Annotated in this window: 26 protein-coding genes; 11 read left to right on the top strand and 15 right to left on the bottom strand. The window is 65.7% G+C overall.

Annotated features, from left to right (window positions below; genetic code table 11):
• The first annotated feature begins 55 nt into the window (after positions 1–55).
• The 10 genes from AAFM92_01625 to AAFM92_01580 all read left to right on the top strand — a co-directional run bounded on the left by AAFM92_01625 (position 56) and on the right by AAFM92_01580 (position 9,929).
• Positions 56–829: an amino acid ABC transporter ATP-binding protein gene (locus AAFM92_01625; protein ID MEL7299059.1), complete on the top strand. Its 774-nt coding sequence runs from the start codon at positions 56–58 to the stop codon at positions 827–829.
• A gap of 28 nt (positions 830–857) precedes the next feature.
• Entirely contained in the window at positions 858–1,577 is a 720-nt protein-coding gene (locus AAFM92_01620; GenBank protein MEL7299058.1) for a transporter substrate-binding domain-containing protein, read from the top strand.
• Positions 1,577–1,900 carry a hypothetical protein gene (locus AAFM92_01615; GenBank protein ID MEL7299057.1) on the top strand — a complete coding sequence of 108 codons (324 nt, stop codon included), beginning with the start codon at positions 1,577–1,579 and terminating at the stop codon, positions 1,898–1,900. The genes AAFM92_01620 and AAFM92_01615 overlap by 1 nt, the downstream gene beginning before the upstream one ends.
• Positions 1,893–2,756 (top strand): ABC transporter permease subunit, encoded by an 864-nt coding sequence (locus AAFM92_01610; protein MEL7299056.1) that lies wholly within the window; start codon positions 1,893–1,895, stop codon positions 2,754–2,756. Before AAFM92_01615 ends, AAFM92_01610 begins: the two co-directional genes overlap by 8 nt.
• A 91-nt stretch (positions 2,757–2,847) precedes the next feature.
• Positions 2,848–3,651, top strand: a complete 804-nt coding sequence (locus AAFM92_01605; protein ID MEL7299055.1) for an ABC transporter permease subunit — start codon at positions 2,848–2,850, stop codon at positions 3,649–3,651.
• Positions 3,648–4,943: a glutamine synthetase family protein gene (locus AAFM92_01600; GenBank protein ID MEL7299054.1), complete on the top strand. Its 1,296-nt coding sequence runs from the start codon at positions 3,648–3,650 to the stop codon at positions 4,941–4,943. Before AAFM92_01605 ends, AAFM92_01600 begins: the two co-directional genes overlap by 4 nt.
• A 162-nt stretch (positions 4,944–5,105) precedes the next feature.
• Positions 5,106–5,789: a type 1 glutamine amidotransferase gene (locus AAFM92_01595; GenBank protein MEL7299053.1), complete on the top strand. Its 684-nt coding sequence runs from the start codon at positions 5,106–5,108 to the stop codon at positions 5,787–5,789.
• Positions 5,786–7,141 (top strand): glutamine synthetase family protein, encoded by a 1,356-nt coding sequence (locus tag AAFM92_01590; protein ID MEL7299052.1) that lies wholly within the window; start codon positions 5,786–5,788, stop codon positions 7,139–7,141. The genes AAFM92_01595 and AAFM92_01590 overlap by 4 nt, the downstream gene beginning before the upstream one ends.
• Positions 7,138–8,427, top strand: coding sequence for an FAD-binding oxidoreductase (locus AAFM92_01585; GenBank protein MEL7299051.1), 1,290 nt, complete (start codon positions 7,138–7,140; stop codon positions 8,425–8,427). The genes AAFM92_01590 and AAFM92_01585 overlap by 4 nt, the downstream gene beginning before the upstream one ends.
• A 131-nt stretch (positions 8,428–8,558) precedes the next feature.
• A complete protein-coding gene (locus tag AAFM92_01580) occupies positions 8,559–9,929 on the top strand; it encodes an aminotransferase (GenBank protein MEL7299050.1) in 1,371 nt (456 codons plus the stop codon).
• Between the two features lie 136 nt (positions 9,930–10,065).
• Here the strand turns inward: AAFM92_01580 and phaR are convergent, their stop codons facing one another.
• From phaR to phaC, 3 genes are all read right to left on the bottom strand, one after another.
• Positions 10,066–10,608 carry a polyhydroxyalkanoate synthesis repressor PhaR gene (gene phaR, locus AAFM92_01575; protein MEL7299049.1) on the bottom strand — a complete coding sequence of 181 codons (543 nt, stop codon included), beginning with the start codon at positions 10,606–10,608 and terminating at the stop codon, positions 10,066–10,068.
• 171 nt (positions 10,609–10,779) lie between these two features.
• Positions 10,780–11,226 carry a phasin, PhaP gene (locus AAFM92_01570; protein MEL7299048.1) on the bottom strand — a complete coding sequence of 149 codons (447 nt, stop codon included), beginning with the start codon at positions 11,224–11,226 and terminating at the stop codon, positions 10,780–10,782.
• A 138-nt stretch (positions 11,227–11,364) separates the two neighbouring features.
• Complete coding sequence (phaC, locus tag AAFM92_01565) at positions 11,365–13,158, bottom strand: class I poly(R)-hydroxyalkanoic acid synthase (GenBank protein MEL7299047.1); 1,794 nt, start codon at positions 13,156–13,158, stop codon at positions 11,365–11,367.
• Between the two features lie 188 nt (positions 13,159–13,346).
• Between phaC and phaZ the strand changes: the two genes are divergently transcribed.
• The gene (gene phaZ / locus AAFM92_01560) at positions 13,347–14,615 is read left to right on the top strand and encodes a polyhydroxyalkanoate depolymerase (GenBank protein MEL7299046.1); all 1,269 of its coding nucleotides are present in this window, start codon (positions 13,347–13,349) and stop codon (positions 14,613–14,615) included.
• Between the two features lie 73 nt (positions 14,616–14,688).
• Here the strand turns inward: phaZ and AAFM92_01555 are convergent, their stop codons facing one another.
• The 12 genes from AAFM92_01555 to AAFM92_01500 form a co-directional block, all read right to left on the bottom strand.
• Positions 14,689–15,396 carry an alpha/beta fold hydrolase gene (locus tag AAFM92_01555; protein ID MEL7299045.1) on the bottom strand — a complete coding sequence of 236 codons (708 nt, stop codon included), beginning with the start codon at positions 15,394–15,396 and terminating at the stop codon, positions 14,689–14,691.
• 1 nt (position 15,397) lies between these two features.
• Entirely contained in the window at positions 15,398–16,525 is a 1,128-nt protein-coding gene (locus tag AAFM92_01550) for a cobalamin-independent methionine synthase II family protein (GenBank protein ID MEL7299044.1), read from the bottom strand.
• A 153-nt stretch (positions 16,526–16,678) separates the two neighbouring features.
• The gene (locus AAFM92_01545; protein ID MEL7299043.1) at positions 16,679–17,701 is read right to left on the bottom strand and encodes a transporter substrate-binding domain-containing protein; all 1,023 of its coding nucleotides are present in this window, start codon (positions 17,699–17,701) and stop codon (positions 16,679–16,681) included.
• Complete coding sequence (locus AAFM92_01540; protein ID MEL7299042.1) at positions 17,701–18,792, bottom strand: transporter substrate-binding domain-containing protein; 1,092 nt, start codon at positions 18,790–18,792, stop codon at positions 17,701–17,703. Before AAFM92_01540 ends, AAFM92_01545 begins: the two co-directional genes overlap by 1 nt.
• A gap of 267 nt (positions 18,793–19,059) precedes the next feature.
• On the bottom strand, positions 19,060–20,007 hold the full coding sequence (locus AAFM92_01535; GenBank protein ID MEL7299041.1) for an ester cyclase: 948 nt from the start codon (positions 20,005–20,007) through the stop codon (positions 19,060–19,062).
• Positions 20,008–20,009: 2 nt separating this feature from the next.
• A complete protein-coding gene (locus AAFM92_01530; protein MEL7299040.1) occupies positions 20,010–20,999 on the bottom strand; it encodes a LacI family DNA-binding transcriptional regulator in 990 nt (329 codons plus the stop codon).
• A gap of 52 nt (positions 21,000–21,051) precedes the next feature.
• A complete protein-coding gene (locus tag AAFM92_01525) occupies positions 21,052–21,798 on the bottom strand; it encodes an SDR family oxidoreductase (GenBank protein MEL7299039.1) in 747 nt (248 codons plus the stop codon).
• Positions 21,788–22,450 (bottom strand): hypothetical protein, encoded by a 663-nt coding sequence (locus AAFM92_01520; GenBank protein ID MEL7299038.1) that lies wholly within the window; start codon positions 22,448–22,450, stop codon positions 21,788–21,790. The genes AAFM92_01525 and AAFM92_01520 overlap by 11 nt, the downstream gene beginning before the upstream one ends.
• Positions 22,447–22,869 carry a VOC family protein gene (locus tag AAFM92_01515; protein ID MEL7299037.1) on the bottom strand — a complete coding sequence of 141 codons (423 nt, stop codon included), beginning with the start codon at positions 22,867–22,869 and terminating at the stop codon, positions 22,447–22,449. The genes AAFM92_01520 and AAFM92_01515 overlap by 4 nt, the downstream gene beginning before the upstream one ends.
• Entirely contained in the window at positions 22,866–23,729 is an 864-nt protein-coding gene (locus tag AAFM92_01510) for an ester cyclase (GenBank protein ID MEL7299036.1), read from the bottom strand. Before AAFM92_01510 ends, AAFM92_01515 begins: the two co-directional genes overlap by 4 nt.
• Before the next feature lie 166 nt (positions 23,730–23,895).
• Complete coding sequence (gene hisD / locus AAFM92_01505; protein ID MEL7299035.1) at positions 23,896–25,221, bottom strand: histidinol dehydrogenase; 1,326 nt, start codon at positions 25,219–25,221, stop codon at positions 23,896–23,898.
• Positions 25,222–25,318: 97 nt separating this feature from the next.
• Entirely contained in the window at positions 25,319–26,668 is a 1,350-nt protein-coding gene (locus tag AAFM92_01500; GenBank protein MEL7299034.1) for an MFS transporter, read from the bottom strand.
• Positions 26,669–26,795: the final 127 nt, after the last annotated feature.

Here is a 26,795-nt window from a genome sequence, read left to right as displayed (position 1 = left end):
CCCTTGCGGCGACCCGCAATTCATGGCGTATTTTGCCAAACCAAGGGAACGCCACGTGGCCAACGCTGCTCCGGTCATCGAAATCAAGAACCTGCACAAATCCTACGGCGCTCTCGAGGTGCTGAAGGGAGTTGACCTGCGTGCCGAGCGTGGCGAGGTCATCAGCCTCATAGGCTCCTCCGGCTCTGGAAAGTCGACGCTCCTGCGCTGCTGCAATCTGCTCGAAGACAGCCAGGAGGGGGAGATCCTCTTCGAGGGCGACGCGGTGCGGTGGTCGGGGCAAGGCCTAGCGCGGCGACCGGCGGACAAGCGACAGGTGCTGCGCATGCGCACGAACCTTTCCATGGTCTTCCAGCAATTCAATCTCTGGGCGCATCTCACCGTGCTCGAGAACGTCATGGAGGCCCCGGTCCAGGTGCTCGGCAGCGACAAGGGCGAGGCCGAAGCCACCGCAAGGCAGCTTCTCGGCAAGGTGGGTATCGGCGACAAATGCGAGCGCTACCCGGCTGAACTTTCAGGCGGTCAGCAGCAGCGCGCCGCCATTGCCCGCGGCCTTGCCATGGAGCCCAAGGCCCTGCTTTTCGACGAACCCACCTCCGCCCTCGACCCTGAACTCGAGCAAGAAGTGATCAAGGTGATCCGGGGCCTCGCAGACGAGGGCCGCACGATGATCATCGTCACCCACGACATGGCCATGGCGCGGGACGTCTCGAACCACGTCGTCTTTCTTCACGAGGGCCGCATCGAGGAGGAAGGCGCACCCGCCGATCTCTTCGGCGCGCCCAAATCCGCGCGACTGCAGCAATTCCTGTCCGCCGTCGCCGCCTAACCAAAAGCACATCAACGGGAGAAAACTGATGAAGCTTCTGACTGCAACCACCGCGCTGGCCCTCGTCGCCGGCATGGCCATGGCCGACGGGCATTCCGTCGTCCGCCTCGGCACCGAGGGCGCCTATGCGCCGTGGAATTTCCTCGACGACAACGGCGAAGTCGCGGGCTTCGAGCGCGAGCTGGGCGACGAGCTCTGCGCACGGGCCGAGCTGACCTGCGAGTGGGTGACGAACGACTGGGACTCGATCATTCCGAACCTCGTCTCGGGCAACTACGACGCCATCATCGCGGGCATGTCGATCACCGACGAGCGCGACGAGGTGATCGACTTCACGATGGGCTACACCCCGCCGGACCCGTCGGGCTACCTCGCCGCCTCCGCTGACGCCGATATCGACGGCGGCGTCGTGGCCGCGCAGGTCAATACGATCCAGGCGGCGTTCCTCGCGGAGAAGGGCGTGACCGTCCTCGAATTCGCGACGCCGGAAGACACCATCGCGGCCGTGCGCAACGGCGAAGCCGATGCCGTCCTCGCCGACAGCTCCTTCCTCGCGCCCATCGCGGCCGAAGATGCAGGCCTCGTGCTGCTCGAGCAGCAGGAGATGATCGGCGGCGGCGTGGGCATGGGCATCCGCGAAAGCGACGGCGAGCTGCGCGAGACGTTCAACGCGGCGATCCAGTCCATGAAGGACGACGGCTCGCTCAACGCGCTGATCACGAAGTGGGAAGTGTCCTCCACCTTCTGATGATCTTGCCCGATACACATCTCGGGCGATTGAAAGCCTGGCTTCGCGGTTGGCCGCGGAGCCATGTCTCGGCCCTCGTGGAGGGCCGAGACGACGCGGGGCATTTCTATACCCATGTCGCGGCGCGCGTGGATGATATGTCCGCCCTGGAAGACGCCGTCTCGCAGCTCTTCGCGGAAACCGGCGCCCACCTCGTGGAGGTGGCCGAAGCGAAGGCCGGTGGGCCGCGTATACCACCGGACTGCACCATCGTGCAGACCGCCGGGCGCACCTACTTTTCCGTGGATATCGCGGGCCCGGAGCGCGAGCGCGAGCATGTTTGAGTTTTGCGCCGACCCTGCCCAGTTGGAGACGCTGCGCTGGTTTGCGTGCTACTTCACCACCGGCAAGCACGCGCTCTTCTACTGGTCCTTCCTGACGGTCTTCGTGCTCCTCGGCATCACTGCGCCGGCGGCGCTCGCTTTCGGCTTCGGCGGGGCCACGGCGGCACGCTCGCGGATCGCACCGGTGCGCTGGCTCGGGAAGGCCTATATCGCGGTGGTACGGGGCGTCCCGGACATCGCCTTCTTCCTCTTTTTCGTGATCGCGCTCGACCAGGGCTTTGAGTGGCTGCGCCACCAGGCGCTTTGCCCGGACTGGACCGACCCCATCCGCCAGGGAAATGATTTCATCGTCTGCGCCGAGGCGAAGCTACCGCTCTCGACGGCCCCGCAATGGCAGCACGAAGTCTACGGCTTCTTTCTCGCGGTCCTGACCTTCGCGATCGTCTTCGGCGCGTTTGCCGCCAATGTCCTTTTCGGCGCGATGAACGCTGTCCCTCGGGGCCAGATCGAGGCGGCCGAGGCCTATGGCATGAACGCGCGGCAGGCCTTCTGGAGGATCACCGTGCCGCAGATGTGGGTTTTCGCGCTGCCGGGCCTGTCGAACCTCTGGATGGTCCTGATCAAGGCCACGCCGCTCCTCTTCCTGCTCGGCGTCGAGGACATCGTCTACTGGGCGCGCGAACTAGGCGGGACGCAGCTGGCGCGCTTCTCGGATTATCCGCACGGGGATTGGCGGCTGTGGTACTTCCTCTTCCTGCTGGTGTTCTACCTCGCGTTCACGCGGGTCTCAGAGCGGGTGCTGGGCCGGATCAACCGCCGCCTCAGCCGGGGCCAGGCGACCTTGGGCGCGAGGTGAGGGGCGGGGAGAAACACGCCCCGGGCCTGCCCCGGGGCCTCTTTGCCCGAGCAGGAGGTCCCGGGGCAGGCCCGGGACGCGCGAGGGCTCGATGACCTGTTGGGAGACAGTTCAGGCCTATGCCTTCCGCAGCCTCGGCTACGGCGAGCGCCTGCTGCCGCGCGATGATTTCACGCTGTGCCAGCATTTCACGCTCATCGGCTCGGGGCTCATCTGGAACATCTACTTCGGCCTCATCGCGCTTCTCGCCGGGTTCGTGCTGGCCAACCTCGTCGCCGTGGGCAAGGCCTCCGCTAAACCGTGGATCGCCAAGCCTGCCGACTGGTTCATCCTCGTTTTCCGGGGCTCCCCGCTCTTCATCCAGTTCTTTCTCGCCTACTTCATCTTCCTTGAACTGAAGAATGCCGAGATCCTCCCCTGGCTCACTTCCGCCTGGGCAGGGGCGCTGATCGTGCTCTTCCTCAACACCGCCGCCTATTCCGGGGAGATCTTTTACGGCGCGCTGAAGTCGGTGCCCCGCGGCGAAGTGGAGGCCGCCGATGCCTACGGCATGTCGGGCGTCACGCGCTTCCGGCGCATCATCTGGCCCACGCAGCTGCGCCTGGCCTGGCCTGCCTACACGAACGAGGCGATCTTCCTCTTTCACGCCACGACGCTCGTCTTCCTCTCGGGCTTTCCCGCGCAGCGCCAGCAAGGGGACGCGCTCTATTACGCGCAGTATTTCGCCGACAAGACCTTCAACCCCTTCATGCCCTACCCGATCCTCGCCTTCTACTTTGTTCTCGTGACGCTCGTCCTGATCTTCGTGATGGGCCTGATCAACAAGCGCCTCAATCAGCATCTGCCACAAGCGGCGCGGCGGCGGTTGCGCTTCCGCCCCACGATGATCCGGTGAGCGGGGAAAGCACCTCCGCGCGGATCGCGGCAGTGGATCTCAACGGTCTCTTGCGGGGTAAGCGCGTGCCGCGCGGCAAGCTCGGGCAGCCCATGCGCATGCCCTATTCCGCGCTCAACGTGGATATCTTCGGCTTTGATATCGATGACAGTCCCCTCGTCTTCGCCTCGGGCGATGCGGACGGAACGCTCCTGCCCGCTCCCCGCGATCCCGTGCCGCTGCCCTGGCTGGCCCATCGCCCGCCGCTGCAGCTTTCGTCCATGCATCACGAGGATGGACGCCCCTTCGAGGGCGATCCGCGGAGGGCTCTCGACCGCATCCTCGCGCGCTACGCCGATCGGGGCTGGGGCGCCCACTGCGCGGTGGAGCTCGAATTCTACCTCGTGGAACTCGACGGCGCGCTCGCGGCCCCGGTGAACCCGCGCTCGGGGCGCAGGCTTTTGTCGCCGCAGGTCCTCGGGCTGCGCCAGCTCGACGGGTTCGAGGCCTTCTTCAACGATGTCGAGGCCGGCGCCGCCGATATGGGCCTCGCAGCGCTCACGATCACGTCGGAATCGGGACTGGGCCAGTTCGAGGTCACGCTCGACCATGGGCCCGCCATGACGGCCGCCGAGGACGCGATCCTCCTGAAAGAACTCATCAAGGGCACCGCCCGCAATCACGGGCTCTCGGCCACGTTTCTCGCCAAGCCCTTCTCGGAGGATGCCGGGAACGGGCTCCATCTCCACGCCTCGGTGCTCGATGCCTCCGGCGCGAATGTCTTCGACGATGGCGGCCCAGATGGCATGCCCACGCTCCGCCACGCCATCGCGGGCACGCTCGCCGCGCTCCGCGCCTCGACCGTCCTTTTCGCGCCGCACCTGCCGAGCTACGCGCGCTTCGTCGACAATGCCCATGCGCCCACCACCGCCAGCTGGGGCTACGACAACCGCACGGTGGCCGTGCGCGTGCCGTCGGGCCCGCCCGCCGCGCGGCGGCTGGAGCATCGCGTGGCGGGGGGAGACGTGAACCCCTACCTCCTCTTCGCCGCCATCCTCGGCGCCGCGATCACAGGGATCGAGGACGCCGCGGAGCCACCGGCGCCCGCTAAGGGCAATGCCTATGCCCAATCCGACCGCGGCCTCGCGCCGGACCTGCCCGCCGCCATCGAGGCCCTGTCAGAGCCCGTCATGGCGCGGATTTTCCACCCCGCCCTTCTCGACGGTCTCACGCGCACCAAGAGACAGGACTTCGCCCGATGTGCGCAGCTCTCCGAAAGCGATCTCGTCCAGGCGCTTCTCGAAACGGTCTGAGGTGATGCATTCCCGCCCCGGGCCTGACCAAGGGCCTCGCTCTTAAGGGACGGCAGAGGCCCCGGCGCCAGAGCCGGTGCTTGCAGGGCCGGGGCGTGCAGGGCCCGGCTTCCCTTCCCCCCGATCCGCGCCTATCTTCGCTCGGAAACTCACAGGTGATCCATGCATATCGGCATCCTGCAATGCGGCCACACTCCGCCCGAGGTCGCGGCCGAGCACGGCGATTTCGACGATCTTTTCCTGCGCCTTTTCGAGGGCCACGGGCTCAGCTTCACGACGTGGAACGTCGTGGACATGGTCTTTCCCGAGACGATCCATAGCGCCGAGGGCTGGCTCATCACCGGCTCGAAACACGGGGCCTACGAGGATCACGCCTTCATCCCACCGCTCGAGGCCTTCATCCGGGACGCCCATGCCGCGCTCAAACCCATGGTGGGGATCTGCTTCGGCCACCAGATCATCGCGCAGGCGTTGGGCGGACGCGTGGAGAAATTCTCCGGCGGATGGGCCATCGGGCGCCACGGCTACGTCATCGACGGCGATGACGTGCACCTGAACGCCTGGCACCAGGACCAGGTCGTGGAGCGCCCCAAGGAGGCCCGCGTCGTGGGCCAATCCCCCTTCTGCGCCAACGCCGCGATGACCTATGGCGACCACATCATGACCGTGCAGCCCCATCCCGAGATCGGGAACGACGTGCTCGCCACCTATCTCGCGACGCGCGGTGCCGATCCGATCTTTCCGCGGGACAAGATCACCATGGCGCAGGAGATGCTCCGCTCCATGGGCGACGAGCCGCGGATCGCCGCGCGCCTCGCACGCTTCCTCAAGGAGGCGCGGCCATGAATCCCTGGCTCAAGGACTGCCCCGCCGTCACGCAGAAATACCTGCAGGATCATCGGCTCGACGAGGTGGAATGCATCATCGCCGACTTGCCCGGCATCGCCCGCGGCAAGGCGGTGCCCGCCTCCAAATTCGACAAGCAGGGCGCGTTTTACCTGCCCAACTCGATCTACTTTCAGACGATCACGGGCGGCTGGGGCGAGGCGGCGGGCGAAGAGGGCTTCACCGAGCCCGACATGATCCTGAAGCCCGACTACTCCACCGCCACCGCCGCGCCCTGGACAGCCGATTGGACCGTGCAGATCATCCATGATGCCGAGGACCGTAAGGGCGCGCCCATTCCGTTTTCGCCGCGCAACGTGCTCAAGCATGTCTGCGCGCAATACGAGGCCATGGGCCTGACGCCCGTGGTGGCGCCGGAGATGGAATTCTTCCTCGTGGCGCCGAACCTCGATCCGGCCCGCCCCATCGAGCCCATGATGGGCCGCTCGGGCCGCCCGGCGGCCGCGCGGCAGGCCTATTCCATGTCGGCGGTGGACGAGTACGGCCCCGTCATCGACGACATCTACGACTATGCCGAGCTGATGGGGCTCGAGATCGACGGCATCACCCAGGAGGGCGGCGCCGGCCAGGTGGAGATCAACCTGCGCCACGGAAACCCTGTGAAACTCGCCGATGAGGTCTTCTTCTACAAGCGCATGATCCGGGAGGCCGCGCTCAAGCACAATTGCTACGCCACCTTCATGGCCAAGCCCATCGCCGGAGAGCCCGGCAGCGCGATGCACATCCACCACTCGTTCCTCGACGCCGAGCGCAACAACATCTTTTCCGGCCCCCAGGGCGGCGAGACGGACGCCTTCTATCACTTCATCGCGGGGCTCCAGACCCACCTGCCCGCCGTGATCGCGCTCCAGGCGCCCTACGTGAACAGTTACCGGCGCTATGTCAAAGATCACGCCGCGCCGATCAATCTCGAATGGGGCCGTGACAACCGCACCACCGGCATCCGCATCCCCGTCTCCGAGCCCGCGGCCCGGCGCGTGGAAAACCGCCTCGCCGGGATGGACTGCAATCCATACCTCGGCATCGCGGCCTCCCTCGCCGCGGGGCTTCTCGGGCTCAAGAACGAGGAACGCCCCAGCCGCCAATTCCGCGGGGATGCCTACGAAGGCGAGGGCGACATCCCCCGCGATCTCGGCCGCGCGCTCGACCTCTTCGACGAGGCCACCGCGCTCCATGAGATCCTCGGCCCCGAATTCGCCCGCGTCTATTCCATCGTGAAGCGCAGCGAGTACGACGAGTTCCTCGAAGTCATCTCGCCGTGGGAGCGGGAGCACCTGCTCACCAACGTATGAACCCGCTCTTTCGCAACGACGCGCCGGGGCGGTTCCCGGCCTCCTGGTACGCCGCCACTGCCGATATCCCCGCGCCGCGACTGGCCTTGCAGGGCCACGCTAAAGCTGACGTCGCCATCCTCGGCGCGGGCTTCACCGGCCTCACCTGCGCGCTGGAACTCGCCCGGAAGGGCGTGCACGTGGCGGTCATCGAGGCACACCGCGCGGGCTTCGGCGCGTCGGGGCGCAATGGCGGACAGGTGGGCTCGGGCTTCAACATCGACCAGCAGACGCTGGAAAAGGAGCTTGGCCGTGACGCCGCCCGGGGGCTGTGGGACCTCTCCATGGAAGCCAAGGCCATGGTGCGCGACTTTTGCGCCGCCTCCGCGCCCGAGGCGCGGTTCACCCCCGGCGTGGCGCATGGCGCGTGGAAACCCTCCGAACTGCGCGACATTCTCGAGGAGGCGGAGCACCTCTCGCAGCACTACGCCTTCGAGACCGAGTCGCTGCAGGGCGACGCCTTCCGCGATGTCGTCCGCTCGCCCGTCTACAAGGGTGGCACGATCGACCGCGACGCAGGCCACGTCCACCCGCTGCGCTATTGCCTCGCACTGGCGCGGGAGGCGGAAGCCGCAGGGGTCACCATCTATGAGATGAGCCCGGTGGAGCGCATCGACCGCACCACCTTCCATACCCCGCAGGGCAGCCTGACCGCCGACACGCTCGTCCTCGCAGGCAACGGCTACATGCCCCTGCTGGAGCCCGGCTACGCGGCCCGCATCTGCCCGATCAACAGCTTCATCGCCGCCACGGAACCTCTGCCAAATCCGTCCGCCGTCCTGTCGCAGGACATCGCCGTCGCCGATGACCGCTTCGTCGTGAACTACTTCCGTCTGAGCGAAGATGGCCGCCTGCTTTTCGGCGGGCGCGAGAATTACGGGATCGGGTTCCCGAAGGACATCACCACCCGCCTGCGCCAGCGGATGCTGCACCTCTTCCCCCAGCTCGCCGAGGCGCGGATCGATTATGTCTGGGGGGGCACGCTGGGCATCACGCTGCGCCGCGTCCCACTCGTTCGGGAGCTCTCGCCCGGGCTCTGGGCCGCGGGCGGCTTTTCCGGGCACGGCGTCGCGCTCACCGCCATCGCCGGCCGCACCCTCGCGGAGGCCATCATGGGCGACCGCGGCCGCTTCGAGACGCTCGCGCGCCTCCCCTGCCCGCCCTTCCCCGGCGGGGCACGCTCACGGGCGCCGCTCCTCACTCTGGCGATGACCTGGTACAGTTTGCGTGATAGGCTTGGGCTATGAGCAATCCGTTCCGCAACACCTCCGCCTGGTCCTGGTTCAAAGCCCCGCCTGCGCGCTGAGCCCCCGCTTCTTTGTGCCCCGTACCTCCGCCGGAGGCACCCGCTCTCGCCACCAGCGCCAGGAAAAAGATCATGAAAGACCATGCCCCCAACAGCTGGGAAGCCCGCGCTGACCGCGTGAGCCTCTACGGCTTCACAGACCTCCCCACCATCGCCGACCGTGGCGCCGTCGTCCTCACGGGCGGCTCGGGCCCCTATGTGCGCGACGTCCACGGGCGCCAGTATCTCGACGCCAATTCCGGCCTATGGAACATGGTGGCGGGCTTCGATCACCCGGGGCTCACGAAAGCCGCGCAGGACGCCTACGCCAAGTTCCCCGGCTACCACGCCTTTTTTGGGCGCATGGCCGAGGAGACCGTGGCGCTCTCAGAGCGGCTGGTGGAGGTCTCGCCCTTCGAGACGGGCAAGGTCTTTTACACCAACAGCGGATCGGAGGCGAACGACACGATGGTCAAGATGCTCTGGTTCCTCGCCGGGGCCGAGGGCCAGCCCGCGCGGCGCAAGATCATCACGAGAAAGAATGCCTATCATGGCGTGACGGCGGTCTCGGCCTCCATGACGGGCAAGCCCTATAACAGCGTTTTCGGATTGCCGCTGCCCGAGTTTCATCACCTCACCTGCCCGCATTACTGGCGCGAAGCGCAGGACGGCGAGGACGAGGCCGCGTTCACGGCCCGCCTCGCACGGGAGCTTGAGGATCTCATCGCGCGCGAGGGGGCAGAGACCATCGCAGGCTTCTTCGCGGAGCCGGTGATGGGCGCGGGCGGGGTCATCCCGCCGTCCGCCGGCTACTTCCAGGCGATCCAGCCGATCCTGAAGGCGCACGGCATTCCGCTCATATCCGACGAGGTGATCTGCGGCTTCGGACGCACGGGCGAGACCTGGGGCTGCGAGACCTATGGCTTCATGCCCGACGCCATCATCTCCTCGAAGTGCCTCACGGCGGGTTTCTTCCCCATGGGGGCCGTCATTCTCGGGCCGGAGCTCACGGCGCGCCTGCAAGCTGCCTCCGAGGCCATCGAGGAGTTCCCCCACGGGTTCACGGCGTCCGGGCACCCGGTGGGCGCGGCCATTGCCTTGAAGGCGATCGATCTCATCCTGGGCGAAGGCCTCATGGATCAGGCCCGCGCACTCACGCCCCGCTTCGAGGCGGGTATGGCCGACATCATGGCGCGGCATGAAAATATCGGCGAGGTGCGCGGAAAGGGCCTCATGGGCGCGCTCGAGGCCGTGCGCGACCGGGCGACGAAGACGCCGTTCGAGGGGCATCTCAGCGTCTCGGAGCGTATCGCCAATGCCTGCACGGATCAGGGGCTGATCTGCCGGCCTCTGGGGCAGGCCATCGTCCTCTGCCCGCCATTCATCATGACCGACAGCCAAATGGACGAGATGTTTACAAAGCTCGACGCGGCCCTAACACAAGTCTTCCTCGACGTGGCCTGACCGGGGCCCTCACGCCCCGGGCCTGACCCGGGGCCTCTGGCTCCTCAAGACGCGGCACCCCAAGGTGCAGTCCTCAACATCATTCTATAATACAGGGAGGTTCCGGATCACGTCCGGGGCGCGACGCGCACGGGTCTCAGAGCTTGGCCAGCTTGTCCTGGAGCTCCGCCAGTTGCTTCTTGATCGCGTCGAGGTCTTCGCCGGACTCCTCATCGCCTTCGGACGCGGGCGCCGACCAGCCGGACACGCCGCCGGTCATGGCCTTCATGAAGGCCTCCTGCTGCGCCTTCATGGCCTCGAAGCCGGGCATCGTCGCCATCGGGTTCATGGCGCCCATCTGGTCCATCATCTTGGATTGGCCATCGCGCAGCATCTCGAAACTCGCCGCGAGGAACTGCGGCACGACGCTCGTCGCCTGCGTGGTGTAGGTGCGCACGAGGTCCTGGAGCACGGTCACCGGCAGGACGTTTTCACCCTTTGACTCATGGTCAGCGATGATCTGAAGAAGGTACTGCCGGGTCAGGTCGTCCCCGGATTTCAGATCCACGATTTTCACATCCCGGCCCTCGCGGATAAAGGCGGCGATGTCTTCGAGCGTCACGTAATCGGATGTCTCGGTATTGTAGAGCCTTCGGCTCGCGTAGCGCTTGATCAGCAGAGGCGCGTCCTTTTTCGTCATGAAGCGCATCTCCTCCCGAAAACGCCCGCCAAACTTCGCGGCGGTGCAGAACGCTACCGCGCCGGTGCAGAATGTCCAAACAAAAAGAGGGCGGGCGAAGGTAACCTTCGGCCCGCCCAGGTATCACACCGCAATTGGGAGGATGTGCGGCGTGTTCAGGAAACCTGATTATTACTTCGCCGTGGCTTTCTTCGTTGCCGCGGTGACGTCGTCGGTGGCTTTCTTGACGGCGGCGGTGGCTTCGTCCGTCATGTCCTTGCCTGCGGCGAGCATGAGCTCGACGGTATCCATCTGCACCTTCTTGGCGACCTCAGCGAAGGCTGCCATGTGCTCAGCTGCGGTCTCAGCGGAGAAAGATGCGAAATCCGTCATCGCTTTACCGTAGTCCGCCATCTCGGGCTTCGCCTTCGTGACGTCGGACACCTTGCCGATGGTGGCTTTCGTCCACTTGGCGGAAATCTCGGTGGACTTCTCAGCGGCGTCGAGGGTTACGGCAGCCATCTTCTCAGACAGCGTGGTGGAGGTCTTGAAGGCATCTTCCATGGCTTTGGTATCCACGGGGAATGCGCCCATCATGTCCTTGAACATGGCGGAGAAATCTTGTGCTTGCTTGGCCATTGTACGGTCCTTTCAGTCGCTCCCGGGACCATCCCGGCTTTCTGCGTCTGCAAAGAATATACGCGCTGCAACGCAGCATTTCAAGTATTTTTGCTGCACTGCAGCAAAAATCTGCTTCTCGGAAATTATCTATTCAAATCAGCTGGTTGGTTCGGCCGTCACGTAGGTGCCGGGGGCTGCGGGCAGCTCTTTTTCCTTTGCGCCCCCCGGAATCCGCGCCTTCACAGTCCCGTCTGACCGGTCCTTGAGCCAAGCGCTCCAGCGCGGCCACCACGACCCCTCGACAAAATCGGCCCCGTCCTTCCAGGGGTCTGCCGCGCGCTTCAGGTCGGGGTTGATGTAGTGCCCGTACTTCTTCTTCGACGGCGGGTTCACGATGCCCGCGATATGCCCTGACTGCGAGAGGATGAAGGTCTTGTCGGTGCTGCTCATCTTCTGGACGCCGTAATACGAACTCTTCCAGGCGGCGATGTGATCTGTTTCGCAGGCGATGGCGCAGAGCGGCACATTCACCTCCTGGAGGTAGAGCGTATCATCGCCCAGCTTGAAGCCGCCATTGGCGAAGAGATCGTCCTGGCAAAGCCCCCGGAGATACTCCACCGCCATCTTGCCCGGCAGGTTCGTGGAATCCCCGTTCCAATAGAGCAGGTCGAAGGCGGGCGGCGCTTCCCCCATCATGTAGCTCTTGATGGCCGGGCCATAGATCAGGTCGTTGGAACGGAGATAGGAGAAGGTCCGCGCCATGTAGATGGATTCAAGCAGCCCCGTCCGCTGGCACTCGGCCTCGATCCCGTTGATGAAATCGTTGTTCAGGAACACGCCCACCTCGCCCTGGTCGGAGAAGTCCGTGAGCGTCGTGAAGAACGTGGCGCAGTTGATATCATCGGTCATCTCGCGCTTGGCACGTCGGGCGAGCGTGAGCGCCAGCGTCGTTCCGGCGATGCAGTAGCCCACGACATTGACCTTCTTGACGCGCGCCTTTTTCTTCACCTCGGCGATGGCTGTCTCGTAGCCCTCTTCGACGTAATCGAGCATCCCCACCTCGGCATAATCATGCCCGGGGTTCACCCAGCTCACCATGAAGACGGTGTGCCCTTCATCCACCAGCCACTTGATCAGCGAATTCTGCGCCTTGAGATCGAGGATGTAGAACTTGTTGATCCATGGCGGGAAGATCAGGATCGGGGTCTTTTCCACCTCGTCCGTCGTCGGGCTGTATTGGATGAGCTCGAACATCCGGTTCTGGAAGACGACACGGCCCGGCGTCGTCGCAAGGTTCTCTCCCACCACGAAAGCGTCCTTGTCCGCGAGCGTGACCATGAGATCGCCGTGGTTGGCCTCAATGTCAGCCACGAGATTTTCGAGACCTTTCACAAGGCTCTCGCCCTCCGTCTCAACCGCCCGCTCAAGGGCCTCGGGGTTGGTGCCGAGGAAATTCGACGGGGAGAACATGTCGATGATCTGGCGCGAGAAGTACTCCACGCGCCGCTTCTCGCGCGGCTCGAGATGCTCGATGTCCTGGATCGCCTGCCCCACTGCTTCGGCGTTGAGCATGTATTGCTGCTTGAGGAAGTTGAAATAAGGATGCGTGTCCCAGAGCGGGTTCTGGAAGCGCCGGTCGAAGGGCGTGTCATCCTTCGGCGCCTGGATCTTGCCCTGCGAGAGCGCGGCCTGCGCTTCCACGTAGTGTTTCACCGACTTCGTCCAGAAGCCCACCTGGTGCTCCATGATCTTCGCCGGGTTGGCCATCATCTCCGCCATGTAGGCGGTGGCCGCCCGCATGAAGAGCTCCTGGTTGGGCCCCTGAAGCGCTTGCGGCGTGGGTTCCTTTTTCTCCGAAAGCGCCGCAACCAGCCGTTTCGTGAGCTGATCGACGCGCTCCAGATTTGCCGTGAGTTTCTCGGATGGCGTGAAGTCGGTGTCGTTCTTCATTGCTTTCTCAACTACTTCGGCCTAGTTTGCACTTGCAGCATAATCGCTGGGCGCCCGGATCACGAGGCGCCGATACGCGACTGTTGGTCTGACCTCTAGTACTACCCGTTCGAGCAGGCAGGTCCAAGACAAGTCCCGAAAATAAGGGGCACCTGGGAGATGGGACACGGCCTAAGGGGGGCCAGACGATGCGCTACATGATGAGCTACGACCTCATGGAATCCGCCCGCAACACCAACGAATGGTTGGGCGCGACGGCCAAGGCGCTGGGCTCCTACCCCGCGCTGGCCATGGTGCCAAATCCGATGGTGCAGTGGATGGCAGCCTGGGGCGAGGTGACGGAGCGCACCTTCGCGCGCATGGTCGCCAAGCCCGATTGGGGCCTCGCCTCGATCTCTATGGCTGACGGCAAGGATCACCTGATCTCCATCGAGACGGTGGTCGAAAAGCCCTTTGGCGATCTTATCCATTTCGCCGTGCAGGGCCGGAAGCCGCAGAAGCGCCGGGTGCTTCTGGTCGCGCCCATGTCGGGCCATTACGCGACACTTCTCCGAAAGACGGTCACCTCGCTCCTGCCGGATTGCGAGGTCTACATCACGGACTGGCACAATGCCCGCGACATCCCCGTGAGCGAGGGCAAGTTCGACGTGGAGGATTACACCCTCTATCTGGTGGAGTTCATGAAGGCGCTGGGCCACGACACCCATGTCATCGCCGTCTGCCAGCCCGCGCCGCTCGCGCTTGCGGCGACAGCCTACCTCGCCGAAGACGACCCGAAGGCGCAACCGGCCTCGCTGACGCTCATCGGCGGCCCGATCGATCCCGATGCAGCCGCCACCGATGTCACTGATTTCGGACGCCGCGTGACCATGGGCCAGCTCGAAGAGACGATGATCCAGCGCGTGGGCTTCAAGTACAAGGGCGTGGGCCGCATGGTCTATCCCGGCCTGCTGCAGCTGGCCTCGTTCATGTCGATGAACGCCGACACGCATTCCAAGAGCTTCTACGACCAGATCATGCGCACGGCCCAGGGGGAGGCCTCCGACCATGACCGCCACAACGCGTTCTACGACGAGTATCTCGCGGTGATGGACATGACGGCGGAATTCTATCTCTCCACCGTCGAGCGCGTCTTCAAGGAGCGCCACATCGCGCAGAACACGTTCACCGTGGCAGGCCGCAAGGTCGATATCTCGAAGATCACGGACGTGGCGGTGAAGATCGTGGAGGGCGAGAAGGACGATATCTCGGCCCCCGGGCAGTGCCTCGCGGCGCTGGAGCTTCTCACAGGGCTGCCGGAGGCAAAGAAGGCGGCCCATCTCGAGCCTGGCGCAGGGCATTACGGCATCTTCGCCGGCAAGAGCTGGCGCAACAACATCCGGCCTCTCGTTCTGGAATTCATCGATCAGAACGCGCGGAAGAAGCCCGCCCGCGCCGCCAACAAGAACGCCGCCTGATGCAAAGGTGCTTTGAAGGCGGCTTGAGTAAGCCGCTACGAAGCGGGGTTTGCCCGAGGCCCGCCCCGGCGCGCTATTGCAGGACGAGAGGCTGCCTGAGCCAGCTGCGCAAGAGCTCGGTCGTCGCCTCCGGCTGCTCCAGCGGGGGCAGGTGCCCGGCCCCCTCCACCAGCTTGAAGCTGCTGTAGGGGATGAGTTCGGCCATGAACTTGTGCCGCTCGGGCGGGCAGAGCGCATCTTCCGCGCCGCACAGGACCAGAGCCGGGCACTTGATCTTGCGCAGCGTGCTCTGCTGGTCCCGCCGCCGTTGCAGCGCGCGCGACTGGTGGAGAAACACCTCCGGCCCCAACGTCTCCGCCATATCCATGCACAGGTCGAGGATCTCGCGGCGGTGCGGCCCGTGGGCGAGGTATTGCGGCTTCATCTCGTCACGCATCACCTCGCGCAGCCTCCCCGCCTTCACGCGCACGATCTGGGGCTCCCGCGCCGCCGCGCGTTCGGGCGTCTCGGAGAGCGGATTGGTGTCCATCAGCGCGATCCGCGTCACCCGGTCAGGCGCCCGGCGGATCACCTCCATCGCGACGATGCCCCCCATGGAGAGCCCGCAGAGCGCGAACTTCGCCGGGGCCGAGGTGAGCACGTTGGAGGCGATCTCCTCGATCCGGTCACCCACGCAAACCGGCGCGACCATGACCGCCCGCTCCCGGCTCAACGCGTTGAGCTGGGGCGCGAAAAGACGGGCATCGCACATCATGCCCGGCAGAAAGACGACGGGCTCCATCTCAGAGCCGCGCGCTCGCGAGCTCGGCCCCCTCGGCAAGCGCGCCAAGCTTGGCATAGGCGATATCCGGGTCCACGGCGCCGAAACCCGCGAAGGTGCCGAAGCCGCAATCGGAGCCCGCGATCACGCGCTCCGCCCCCACGATGCCAACGAACTTCGCGATGCGCTCGGCCACGAGTTCGGGATGCTCCACGAAGTTCGTGGTGGAATCGACGACGCCGGGCACGAGCACCTTGTCTTCCGGGATCTCCCCCGCGCGATCGCGGAAGACGGTCCATTCATGTGCGTGGCGCGGATTGGACGTCTCGAAGAGGAGCTGCGCCGCATTCACCGACATGAAGGTCGAAAAGACCTTCGCCATGTCGATGTCGCAGACATGGGGGCCCTCGTAATTGCCCCAGCAGATATGCACCCGCACGCGGGACGGATCGATGCCGTCGAGTGCGTGGTTCAACGCCTCCACGTGGCTCGCCGCGATCTTCAGGAATTCCGCGTCCGTCAGGTCGGCGAAGAGCATGTGCCGCGAAAGCGCGAGGTCCGGGCAATCGAGCTGCAGGTAGAGGCCCGCGTCCACGATCGTGCGGTATTCCTCCCGCATGGCGTCGGCGAGCGCGGCGAGGTATTCCTCCCGCGTGGGGTAATAATCGTTCTGCAGGAAAAGCGAGATCACCCCGGGCGAGGCCGCATTCATGAAGCCCTCTTCGGCGCGATGGGCGGCCATCCCGGCCTTGAGGTTCGCGATGTCGATCTCGAGTTCGCCCTGCCCTTTTGACGCCACCGGCCCCACGCACATGGGCCGCGCGTATTGCGGCGTGCCGCCATCATCGGCGAGCCGCTTCAGAAAGCCGGGAAAGAGCTTCAGATCGGCGGGCGCGTTGCGCGGGCTGTCTCCGCCAAAGCCGGTGTAGCGATCCTTCACGTAAGTGGCATAGCTGATCTTCGAGGTCTCGCCATCGCTCACCACGCCCACACCCGCGGCCACCTGCCGCCGTACCGTTTCTGCGCAAGCCTCCGTCATCGCCGCCTGAAACTCGGCCTCGTCATAGGCCGCGCCGTTCTCGCGGGCGAAGATGAAATCCACCACTTTCTGGGTTCGCGGCAAGCTGCCCACATGGGTCGTCTTGATCATCTGCCTCTCCTCTTTTGGGGCCACCTTACCGCCCGCGCCGCGCCCCTCAAGCCCAAAGAAAAAGCGCCACCCCGGGCTGCAAACGGGGTGGCGCTTCATCTCGCAGTCTGGACGCGCGGGCTGCAACGCGCGGCCATGATGCTCATGGAAAGATCAGTTCACCCGATCCCAGAACACCCCCAAGTGACGCGAGACGATCTCGTCGTAGCGCGCGCTCTCCTTCAGCCGCGCGAGCCCAGCATTGATGCGGTAAAGGTGCGTGGTGCCGCGCCAGTGCCGCTTTGGAATGATGACGTGGAGCCCCTCGACACCGAGCGGCCGGGGGAGCGGCGCGACCGCGCCCCGCAGGCCCATCTCCGTGAGGGTCGTCCAGCCGGTGAACTCGTTGAGTGCCACGGCATCCACCGCCCCGGCGCTCAGAAGATCGAAGCAATCCCGCGCCGTGGCAGGGGTCTCGAGCGCGACGAGGCCTTCCGTGAGCCAGCGGCGATCTGCGCTATCGAGATCGAAGGTCGCAAGCCCCGCCGGGCGGCAGAGCGTCTGTCCATGGAGATCGCCGTCCTCTTCAAAGACGAGGTCCGAGCCCTCCGCAACGAAGAGCAGGCTCAGAAGCTCCACGACCGGATCGGAAAAGTGAAAGGCCACGCAGTGCGGGTGCTCGGCCATGGCGGCGCAATCGGGCCTCGCCCAGGGGAAGCCCATGTCGAACTCCGCGTCATCCAGCGCCGCGAGATGGGCCGACCAATCGTCGTTCCAGTCGATGGAGAAGCTGACGGCGTCCGGCGCCTTTTCCAGAGCGGCCACGACGAGCTCCGTGACCATCCCTTCGAGCGGCCAGTCGCGGTCCGTGAAGGGGGCGAAGTTGCTCCCGGTGAGAAGCCGTATCTCCGCTGCGTCGGGCGTGAAGGGCGTCGTTTCCATGGCGAATGTCTCGCCCCCGGGCGGGCACGGGATGGCGAGCGCCGTCCCCTCAGGGATGTCGAGGGGGTCTGCCAGCGCCTCGACATTGGCGTAGTATATCAGCGACCAGCGCTCGAGCGCGCCGTAGTAGCCCTCCGCGATGGTAAAGATCGTTTCACCGGGTGCCACCACGTGCCGCGCGGTGACGCAGTCAGCGGCGGCGGGCGCCCCGAGGAGCGCGAGCGTCACAGCGGCGGCATGGCGAACATGTCCCATCAGGAGCCCGCCAATTCTGCCCAGATCCGGGTCATGTGCGTGTCGATGGTGCGCTGGTAGGTCCCGTCGCGCTTGATCTCGGCGAGGCCAGCATTGACGAGCGCGATGAGCTCGTCTGCCTCGGGATGCGCCTTGTGCGCGACGATGTGGAGCCCGTCGATGGCGATGGGCCGCCCGGCGGCGACCTCCACCTGCCCGGCGAGGCCCAGCGCGTTGATCTTCTCGCGCCCGGTGAACTCGTTGAGCACGACACCGTCATAGGCGTCCGCGACGAGCCCCTCGAAGCAGGCTTCGATGGTCTCCGGCATATCCAGCGAGACGTGACCGTCCGCGAGCCAGTTCCGCCCCTTTTCGTCGAAGATGAAGGTCGAATAGCCGGCCGGGCGGCAGAGCGACGCGCCGTGAAGATCGCTGTCACTCGAGAATGTGAGCGGATCGCCCGTGCGGACAAAGAGGAGCGTCAGCACCTCGAAGACAGGCTCCGAGAAAACGAGCGTCTCGCAGCGGGCGGCGCGCGGGTTGGCCGCGCAATCGGGCTTGAACCAGGGGAAGCCGAGGTCGAGGAGCGCTTGCGAGAGCAGCGGATCGTGATGGGAGGCCCAGTCATTGACCCAGTGAATGGCGAAGCCGTCGTCGGGCGCGGCAGCCTCCATGGCGCGAGTTACGATCTCGGTGAACATGCCCCCACCGGGCAGCGTGCGGTCCGTGAAGGGGCGATAGTCATCCGCGGTCAGAAGGTTGATCCGCTCCCGCGTCTCCGGCGTAGCAAAGGGCACCGCGCTCAGTGCCGACACTGCCTCGATCTTGTCGAGCGACAGCCCGTCCTCCAGCCCCGCGGGCAGCCCGTCGATGCAGGTGAGCGTGAGCCGTGTGCCCACCGTGATCCGCTCGGGATCATCGCCGATGCGGGCCACGTTGGTCTGGTAGATCACCGACCATTTGCGCGCGTCCTTGTAGAGGTCGTTGGCGATCTGGGTGAGCGAGTCTCCCCGCGCCACGGTGTAGGTGCCGCCGCAGGCCGCGGCAGAGGTTGCGAGCCCCGCAGATATGGCAAGTATCCCGGCCAAAGCAGCCGAAAGACGCGTCAACATAATGACCCCCAGAAACAAGGCGCTCAATAATTCGTGGTCGCGCCCGTACTTGTCAGCAGATGTCGTGAAATAAGGCCAATCTTGGGGATAGCGTCAAGGCGGCATCCATATGATGCGGCACGCTACGATGAACCTCCGGCCGTATCGCGTTGGATTCAGGGGCAAACACCCGGTGTCACAGTGTCGGAAGAAAATCCGGCCCGGGCCCCCGATCCTGCGCCGGGCGGCCCAGGGCCCCAGAATCACCCGCCCGCCATCACCCGCCGGTCAGGCGAGGATCTGCGCCCAGATCGCCAGCTCGTCGTAGCAAACCCATTCGCGCCGCAAGCCCCAGGGACCGAACTCCGCGTGACAGATCCCCATGACATGCACCCGTTTGCCGGAGGGCCGGCCAAAGCTGCCCCAGCCCTCGTGGAGGCCATCGAGGCTCCACCGAATGGCGGCCCGTGGTGGCATGAGCGGGTCCTCGCGCCCAATGACGTGCTGGAGCTTGAACTCTGCGCCCGGGAAGGCGCTGCGCAGCCCGAGCCAGAAGGCATCCGCCGCCTCGCGGCCCGTTGCGCTCACCCCGCCGGGATACTCGAGCGTGCAGGCACGGTCCCAGTTCTCGTGGATGGCGTTGATCTCCGCGCCCATGATCCGCTCGAGCAGTACGGCGTACCTGTGCCCCCAGGGGTCATCATTGCCACGCCCGGTATAGGGTCCCGTGATGTCATTTTCGGGCAAGAACGCGCCCATGGGCCGCCCTGCCTCCATCTCGGTGCGCACGAAGGCCTCGGGCGTGTGGCCGAGCTGGCGGGCGATGACGCCGTTATCCCGCACCAGCCATTCGTCGCTGATCTGGTTGTCCTTGGCATAGCAATCCGCCATCCCCCGGAAGCGCAGCTTGATGCCGCTCGCGGGGCCGAACTTGCCGCCGTGATGCGTCGCCGTGGAGAAGATGCGGTGCGAGGAGAGCATCCCCTCCTCCGGCGAGCCGGACCAGATCACGTCCTCGCCCAGAAGCACGCGGTCCGGGAATTCGTCGAGCGTCTCCAGCGTGTTCTGCGTCATCCCCGCTTCACCGGTGGAGATGCCGGCCGGCACGCGCACGATCACGTCGGGGTGGTAGAAGGCCTTCATCGCCGCGCCGAGGCCACGGCCCTCCCAGATCTCCTCGGTGATCTTCAGGATGTAGTCGGGGAAGTCTTCGAACTCGTTGGAAAATCCGCGCATGCCTAGCCTTTCTTGCGAGTGGAGCCGCGCACGATGAGCTCTCCCTCGATTTCCACGCGGCGGGGCGTGGTATCCCCGTCGATGAGCGCCATCATCCGCGCCACGGTGGCGTCGACCATTTGACCGGACGGTTGGCGCCACGTCGTCAGATCATAGGCCGACCACGCCGCCATGGGCACATCGTCAAAGCCCACGATGGAGATGTCCTCGCCCGCTCTCATGCCGCGTTCGTGGCAGAGCGCGTCGAGGGCCGCAAACGCCATGTGATCGTTTCCGGCAAAGATCGCGTCCACGCCTGCCTCGTCCACGAGCGCGCAGGCCGCCGCCCGTGCCCGCTCCCGGCTGTAATCGCCCGCGATCACCGACGCCTCGAGCCCGTGGCGCGCCAGCCCCTCGGCAAAACCCGCCGCCCGGTCCCGTCCGGTGAGCGATCCTTCCCAGCCCGCGATATGCCCGATCTTGCGGTGCCCGAGCGCCACCAGGTGATCGGCGATGCCCGCACTGGCGGCGCGGTTGGCGCAGGTCACTTGCGTGAGCGCGCCCCCGGGCTGCCCGCGATTGAAGAGGACGACCGGGATCCCCGCCACTGCACAGCGATCCATCAGACCGTCGGAAATCGCCACCGAGGCCGCGATGATCCCGTCCACCTGGTAGTCCAGCAGCTCCTGCACCACCGCCTCCACATCCGACGACCAGGACGCCGTGAAGATCAGCATGTGATAGCCCTGCGCCTGCAGCGCGTTCGAGAGCCGCTCGAGCGCGTCGACGTAGAAGGGATTCTCGAGGTAGGCTACGACGAGCCCGATGATCTTCGAGCGCCCGGTGATGAGCGAGCGCGCGAGCACGTTGGGCCTGTAGCCCAGCTCCTCGGCGGCCGCGCGCACCTTGGCTTGCGTGGCCTTCGAGGCAGACGCGCCGGAAAAGACCCGGCTCACCGCCGATTGCGACACCCCCGCCCGCTTGGCGACGTCGAAGGAGGTGACCTTCGTCATGGCGCAGCCTCTCGCAGCGCCACGAATTTTTGCAAAGATTCGTGCGCGCGGGTCATCCGGCCGTCCAGCCGCCATCGACGAGGATGGACGTGCCGGTAACGAGCGCGGCCGCGTCCGAGGCGAGGAATGTCACCGCCCCCATGATGTCCTCCACCTCGCCCACGCGGCCGAGCTTGATCTTCTCCTCGATCCATTTCACGCGCTCGGGGTTCGAAAAGGTCTGTTCCGTCAGCGGCGTGCGGATGAAGGTAGGGCAGATCGTGTTCACCCGGATGCCTCGCGGACCGAGGTCGATGGCCATGCTCTTCGTCATCCCCTCCACCGCGTGCTTCGTCGCGGCATAGACGCTGCGGTCCACCCCGCCCACATGGCCCATCTGGCTCGAGATCTGGATGATTGAGCCGCCGCGCGGCATCTGCCGCGCCACCTCCTGCGCGAGAAAGAAAGCGGCCTTGAAGTTTATCGCCGTGACGGCGTCGAAATCCTCCTCGGTCACGTCGAGCATGGCGGCGTGGCGCGCGAGCCCGGCGGAGTTGCAGAGAATGTCGAACGGCTCTGCGCAGACGGCACGAACGGCGGCGCGATCCGTGACGTCGAGCGTCACGCCCTCCGCTGCATATCCGGCCAACTGCAAGGCCTCCGCAGCCTCCTGGACCTGCCCCGCGCTCCGCGCCGCGAGCACAACATGCGCGCCCGCCTCGGCGAGCGCCGCCGCGCAGCCCAGCCCGATGCCACGAGAGCCGCCCGGCACGAGCGCGCGCTTTCCGTCCAGCCTGAAAGAGGGGGTCCTAGGCAGCATCGTGGTCTCCGGGGATGGCGGGATAAGTGATCCCGCGGAAGGGCGGAAAATCGGCGTAGCGCTGGGTCCTCTCGGGGTCCGGCGTCATCCCCGGCTTGAAGAGCGTTCCCTTGGGCCGGGCATAGCTCAGGATGCGATGGGCCAAATGGCCCTCCCGCCAATGGATGTTGAAAGCCGCGTTCTTCGGAAAGAAATAGACCTCCTGGAACGGCAGATGATCGAAGAGCCACCAGGCCAGATCGCGCCAGTCGCGCCCCCGGCGATACTGCGCGGCAAACCACGGCACGCCCACCGAGACGCAGGCCCCCATCCGGCCCTTGGCGTCGCGCACATCCCAGATGTGATGCGCGTAATTGGCCTCGTTCCGCGCGCATTTCTGCGGGTTCACCTGCGTCGCGCCAAAATCGTTCATCTCCGGCGAGCGGTAGGCCGAGCGGATGTCGATGGGGCCGAAGGTCTCCACGAGCGGATCGAGGCAGTGCTTGGCGAGCTTGCGTCCTGCCGCAAGCGCCAGATCGGGGTCGGACGGGAAATTCTGCAGCCGGTAGAAATTCGCAATCTCGGAGGTCATAAAATTGCGCATCTCGAAATGCCGCGACAGACGCGCGCGCCCGAGCGCCTCGAGCGCGGTGTATGAGCGCGGCGCTCTCATCCCCAGCTGAACGAGCCGTCTTCGGCAGGCGGCGAGAACGGGTTGTGGCTCAGCTCCCAGACGTAGCCATCGGGATCCGCGACAAAGGCGGAATGCCCGCCCCAGAAAATGTCGTGCGGTTCCTTGAGCACCCGCCCGCCCGCTGGCACGACAAGCGCGCAGATCGCGGCCACCTCCGCCTTTTCGCGGACGTTATAGCCCAGCGTGATCCCCGAGAAGCCCGGCGTCACCGCGGTGCCGAGGTCCTTTGCCATCGCCTCGGCCGGATAGAGGCCCAGCACCTGCCCGAGAAGCTCGAAGACCGTGATGCCCGCATCCTCTGTTTCTTTCCGCTCCCAGCCCAGGGCTTCGTAGAACGCAGCGGACCGCGCCATGTCAGTGACAGCGAGCGTGATGAGCGAGACGCGCTGCTCCATCATCGCAATTCCTCCATCCGCGCGAAGACGTCGATGCCAAGCTGCTGGTAGAGATCGATGAGGTCAACGAGAACCCAGTTCTCGCGGATGAGCCCGTTCTCGATGCGCCAGAAATCGAGCGACTTGAGCGTGACCTCGCGGCCCACCCCCGGCAGCCCGAGCCAGCCCGCGTTACTCAGCGTCTGGCGCATGTTGGGCCAGCCCGTGACGCCCACGTAATTTCCTTCGGCGAAGAAGTGGTAGACCATCTCCTCGCGATACTTTCCGCGGTCGGGCATGGCGGCCAGGAAGGGGATCTGGTGCTGGCGGCGAAAGCCTGCGATGCCCCGCGCCGTTCCGATCCCGGCCGGGCCGTACCAGTGCATCTTCGGGTGCCAGAAGCGCTCCATCTCCATGACCTCGGGCCCGCCCTCTGCCGGGTGCCGGGACATGGCGCCAAGCATCTCGAGCACGAGCTCTTTTGCCGCCGCTCCCTCCCCGCCAGGCGAAATCCCGTCAGAGGTCGCAGGCCCCGGAACACACCAGTTGCGCCCGAGCGACGGCGCCATGGGCCAGGCGCGGGCCTGCATCATGACTTCGGGGATGTCCCAGCCGAACTGCGTCTCCACGATGTCCGCGCCGTCGAGACGAAAGAACTCGTGAAAGCGCATGTGCACCGTGCGCCGCGTGGCCGGAATGCCGAGCCAATCCCCGGCAAAGGTGCCGACATAGGTGCCCGCTTCGCCAACCCACGGGAGACCCTGCCCGTCCACGCCGGCGATCGAGATGTAACGCCGCCGCTCCAGATCGGGCCAGGCCGCGCCGAGCTCCGCATACACATCCCAAAGCCCGGCCGCGTCACGGGTTCCAAACGGCTCGGGCATCCGGCAGACGGCCCCGGACAAGCCGTTCATCGGCCCGGAATAGTCGTAAAGTCCCCGTGCGAATGCCTCTACCGCCTCAGCCATGCTTCTTTGTGCCCTGTACCTCGGGGGTCCGGGGGCAGAGCCCCCGAAAAGGCGCGGGTGGGCGGGCCCACCCACTCCCACATCACTCGGCGGCCTCGCGGTAGGGCGCGCCCTCGCCGTAGGGCACATTCACCCCGCCATAGCGGCGCACGCGGACGTTGCATTGCTCGGCATGGCCCACGAAGCCCTCCAGCATGCAGAGCCGGGAGCCATACTCGCCGACCAGGGTCGCCGCCTCGTCGCTCGTGACCTTCTGGTAGGAATGCGTCTTGATGAACTTGCCCACCCAGAGCCCGCCGGTATAGCGCCCGGCCTTCTTCGTGGGCAGCGTGTGGTTCGTCCCGATGACCTTGTCGCCATTTGCGACGTTGGTGCGCGGCCCGAGGAAGAGCGCGCCGTAATTCGTCATGTTCTCGAGGAACCAGTCGTCGCGGTCCGTCATCACCTGGATGTGCTCGGAAGCGATATCCTCGGAGACAGTGAGCATCTCCTCGTAGGAGTCACACAGGATCACCTCGCCGTATTCCTCCCAACTCACCCGCGCGGTCTCGGCCGTGGGCAGGATCTCGAGAATGCGTTCGATCTCCGAGAGCGTGTCCTCTGCGAGCTTCTTCGAATTCGTGATCAGCACCGCGGGAGAGTTGTAGCCATGCTCGGCTTGGCCCAGAAGGTCCGTCGCACACATCTCACCGTCGACCGTGTCGTCGGCAATCACGCAGGTCTCTGTGGGCCCAGCGAAGAGGTCGATCCCCACGCGCCCGAAAAGCTGCCGCTTGGCCTCCGCGACAAAGGCATTCCCGGGCCCCACGAGCATATCGACGGGCGCGATGGTTTCGGTACCGATGGCCATGGCGCCCACCGCCTGCACCCCGCCGAGGACGAGGATCTCGTCCGCCCCGCCCTCGTGCATCGCGGCCACGATGGCGGGATGCGGCGCGCCCTGCACGGGCGGCGCGGAGGCCACGATGCGCTTCACGCCCGCGACCTTCGCGGTGAGCACGGACATGTGCGCGGAGGCCACCATGGGGAACTTGCCGCCGGGCACGTAGCAGCCCACGGAATTCACCGGGATGTTCTTGTGGCCGAGGATCACGCCCGGCATCGTCTCCACCTCGATGTCGTGCATGGAGGCTTTCTGCGCCTCCGCGAAGCGCCGGATCTGGGCCTGCGCGAAGCGGATATCGTCCATCTCGCGGCTGGACACCTTCTGCATCGCCGCCTCGATTTCGGATGCCGTGAGCTTGAAGGCCTGCGGCTCGTACTTGTCGAACTTGGCGGAGAGGTCCTTCACCGCCGCGTCCCCGCGCGCCTCGATGTCGCTAAGGATGCCCTCCACGATGCCGCGCACTTTCGCATCGTCCTCGGCCCGCTCCTCGGCTGGTTTTCCGCGCTTGAGATACTGCGCCATCGCGTCCTCCCTGTCTGCTGTCAGGCCCAGCATAGAGCATGGCCGACCTGCCTCAAGGGATTTTTGCATACGCTTGCAAAATACCCGCGCCCGGGGGTCACGGCCGGGCGATCACCCGCGCCGCCATGGGGCGATAGAGAGCGAGGAGCGCGAGGATCGAGACGCCGAAAATCGCCGCTGGCACGAGGGTCATGGCATAGTGCAGCGCGCTCAGCGCCTCGGGAACCTGCGCGATGCGCCCTTCCGTCGTCGCTTGCCAGCCCCAGAGCGCGAGAATGAGCCCCATGGCCCCCGGGGCAAGGGCGTTGGCGAGCTTTTGACCAAAGAGCCAGATCGCCGAGAACGCGCCCTCGATCGCCTCGCCGGTCTCGGCCCGGGTGACGTCCATGAGGTCGGGGTACATGGCCCAGGGGATCTGCTGGTAGGCTCCGTTCGTGAAGCCCGCGATGAGGAAAAGCACGGCCACGGTGGTGACGTTCGTGGAGGGCAAAGCCGCGTAGAGCCCGCAGAGCAGCGCTATATAGGCCACGAGCCCCACGCAGAGGGCGACGGTCTTGCCCAGCCTGTTCGACAGGACCACCCAAACGACCTGGGAGAGGATCGAGCCGAAGACGAACATCCCGAGGAGCAGCGAGAGCGCGCCGAGGGCGCCCGCGAGCCCCGAAAGCGGCGTCGCACCGGTATCCTCGATGAGATAGATGACGGCAAAGGCGAGCCCCGCCGTGATCAGCGCCACCGAGAAGGTCATGACGCCGTAAAGGAGCGCGAGCACGACGAAGGCGCGGTTCCGGATCACGAGGCCCATCATCCGCACGGGGCTCACGCTCGACGGAAGCGAGATCCGCGGCGCGCGGCGGGTAAAGAAGACCGAGAGCCAGACCGCCCCGATGATGACGGGCGCCACGATGAGCGCCGCGGTCGCGTGGCCCGCGAGCGTGCCTCCGGCCAGCGCAGGCAGCACCGCGCCCCCGATGAGGATGCCGATCGAGGCAAAGCCCATGCGCCAGGCCACCATGGCCGAGCGTTCGCGGGCATCCTGGGTCATCTCCCCGGCCGTGGCGCCGTAGGGGATGGCCACCATTGTGAAGCCCACAGTGGCCAGAATGAAGAAGCCGGTGAACCAGAGCGCGTTGAAGGCGGGCGTGCCGCCGGGCGGCACCGCGAACATGAGATAGGTGCCCAGCGCGAGGACAACCGCCCCGCTCACCATCCACGGATAGCGCCTGCCGTATCGGCTTGAGGTCCGGTCCGAGAGATAGCCGATGGCGGGGTCGGTGATCATGTCGAAGAGGAGCACGCCCGTGGCGATGGCGCCCGCCAGCGCCGCATCGACGCCAAGATAGGAGGTCAGGAACGCCAGCACGAGGAGCTGCTTGACGATCACGAAGACCACGATGCCCATATCGGCGAGCCCCCAGCCCGCCTTCTGCCCGATCGATAGCGCCATGTTCCCTCCCCGCGCATCTTTCGGGCGACGCTAACGGCTCTCCCCCCGCGCGCAAAAGGAAACTTAACGTCACGGGGCCCGCTTGGGATGCCTCCGGCGGAGGTACGGGGCACAAAGAAACCAGGAG

The sequence above is a fragment of the Pseudomonadota bacterium genome (genome assembly GCA_038533575.1).
Taxonomy (GTDB): domain Bacteria; phylum Pseudomonadota; class Alphaproteobacteria; order Rhodobacterales; family Rhodobacteraceae; genus Shimia_B.
The sequence above is the reverse complement of the archived record's forward strand: the minus strand, read 5'-3'. Positions and strand labels throughout refer to the sequence as shown.

Excerpts from the sequence above, each read along its gene's own strand:
- AAFM92_01545 (MEL7299043.1), bottom strand. The coding sequence starts at position 17,701 with ATGGGACATGTTCGCCATGCCGCCGCTGTGACGCTCGCGCTCCTCGGG.
- hisD (MEL7299035.1), bottom strand. The coding sequence starts at position 25,221 with ATGGCGCAGTATCTCAAGCGCGGAAAACCAGCCGAGGAGCGGGCCGAG.
- AAFM92_01555 (MEL7299045.1), bottom strand. The coding sequence starts at position 15,396 with ATGGAGCCCGTCGTCTTTCTGCCGGGCATGATGTGCGATGCCCGTCTT.
- phaR (MEL7299049.1), bottom strand. The coding sequence starts at position 10,608 with ATGACGAAAAAGGACGCGCCTCTGCTGATCAAGCGCTACGCGAGCCGA.
- AAFM92_01585 (MEL7299051.1), top strand. The coding sequence starts at position 7,138 with ATGAACCCGCTCTTTCGCAACGACGCGCCGGGGCGGTTCCCGGCCTCC.
- AAFM92_01525 (MEL7299039.1), bottom strand. The coding sequence starts at position 21,798 with ATGCTGCCTAGGACCCCCTCTTTCAGGCTGGACGGAAAGCGCGCGCTC.
- AAFM92_01550 (MEL7299044.1), bottom strand. The coding sequence starts at position 16,525 with ATGATCAAGACGACCCATGTGGGCAGCTTGCCGCGAACCCAGAAAGTG.
- AAFM92_01500 (MEL7299034.1), bottom strand. The coding sequence starts at position 26,668 with ATGGCGCTATCGATCGGGCAGAAGGCGGGCTGGGGGCTCGCCGATATG.
- AAFM92_01540 (MEL7299042.1), bottom strand. The coding sequence starts at position 18,792 with ATGTTGACGCGTCTTTCGGCTGCTTTGGCCGGGATACTTGCCATATCT.
- AAFM92_01520 (MEL7299038.1), bottom strand. The coding sequence starts at position 22,450 with ATGAGAGCGCCGCGCTCATACACCGCGCTCGAGGCGCTCGGGCGCGCG.
- AAFM92_01615 (MEL7299057.1), top strand. The coding sequence starts at position 1,577 with ATGATCTTGCCCGATACACATCTCGGGCGATTGAAAGCCTGGCTTCGC.
- AAFM92_01605 (MEL7299055.1), top strand. The coding sequence starts at position 2,848 with ATGACCTGTTGGGAGACAGTTCAGGCCTATGCCTTCCGCAGCCTCGGC.
- AAFM92_01595 (MEL7299053.1), top strand. The coding sequence starts at position 5,106 with ATGCATATCGGCATCCTGCAATGCGGCCACACTCCGCCCGAGGTCGCG.
- AAFM92_01530 (MEL7299040.1), bottom strand. The coding sequence starts at position 20,999 with ATGACGAAGGTCACCTCCTTCGACGTCGCCAAGCGGGCGGGGGTGTCG.
- AAFM92_01620 (MEL7299058.1), top strand. The coding sequence starts at position 858 with ATGAAGCTTCTGACTGCAACCACCGCGCTGGCCCTCGTCGCCGGCATG.
- AAFM92_01515 (MEL7299037.1), bottom strand. The coding sequence starts at position 22,869 with ATGATGGAGCAGCGCGTCTCGCTCATCACGCTCGCTGTCACTGACATG.
- phaC (MEL7299047.1), bottom strand. The coding sequence starts at position 13,158 with ATGAAGAACGACACCGACTTCACGCCATCCGAGAAACTCACGGCAAAT.
- phaZ (MEL7299046.1), top strand. The coding sequence starts at position 13,347 with ATGCGCTACATGATGAGCTACGACCTCATGGAATCCGCCCGCAACACC.
- AAFM92_01580 (MEL7299050.1), top strand. The coding sequence starts at position 8,559 with ATGAAAGACCATGCCCCCAACAGCTGGGAAGCCCGCGCTGACCGCGTG.
- AAFM92_01570 (MEL7299048.1), bottom strand. The coding sequence starts at position 11,226 with ATGGCCAAGCAAGCACAAGATTTCTCCGCCATGTTCAAGGACATGATG.
- AAFM92_01610 (MEL7299056.1), top strand. The coding sequence starts at position 1,893 with ATGTTTGAGTTTTGCGCCGACCCTGCCCAGTTGGAGACGCTGCGCTGG.
- AAFM92_01510 (MEL7299036.1), bottom strand. The coding sequence starts at position 23,729 with ATGCCCGAGCCGTTTGGAACCCGTGACGCGGCCGGGCTTTGGGATGTG.
- AAFM92_01535 (MEL7299041.1), bottom strand. The coding sequence starts at position 20,007 with ATGCGCGGATTTTCCAACGAGTTCGAAGACTTCCCCGACTACATCCTG.
- AAFM92_01590 (MEL7299052.1), top strand. The coding sequence starts at position 5,786 with ATGAATCCCTGGCTCAAGGACTGCCCCGCCGTCACGCAGAAATACCTG.